The following is a 321-nucleotide window of genomic DNA, read 5'->3' on the forward strand; positions in this document are numbered from 1 at the left end:
GTCTTGACCGTCTTGCCATCGTTCCTATTAATGTCGATGACCCACACGCCGCTGACCTGTTTAACGTCAGCCTTGGTCAACTGCCTAAGCTCCTCAATACGGGTCCCAGTGATCACCCCAAGGGACAACGCCCAGCGCTGCCATGCGTCCACAGGAAGGGACTTAGCGTGAGCCATTAGGGCCTTTACCTGATCCTGAGAGAACGCCTCACGGGAACTGTCAGCGCCTTTCGTTGGCTTCAGACCCTTATCAAAACTCTTGTCGAGGTAACCGTTATTCACAGCCCAATCCATGACCGTCGATAGCCGGGTCAGCAGCTTC

General features: G+C 54.8%; 1 protein-coding gene. It reads right to left on the reverse strand.

The window, feature by feature from the left end:
• Positions 1–321 (reverse strand): tyrosine-type recombinase/integrase (locus tag KMS84_RS44295; protein ID WP_256921504.1); only part of this gene is annotated, 321 nt, incomplete at both ends.

The organism is Streptomyces hilarionis (genome assembly GCF_024539675.1).
Taxonomy (GTDB): Bacteria; Actinomycetota; Actinomycetes; order Streptomycetales; family Streptomycetaceae; genus Streptomyces; species Streptomyces hilarionis.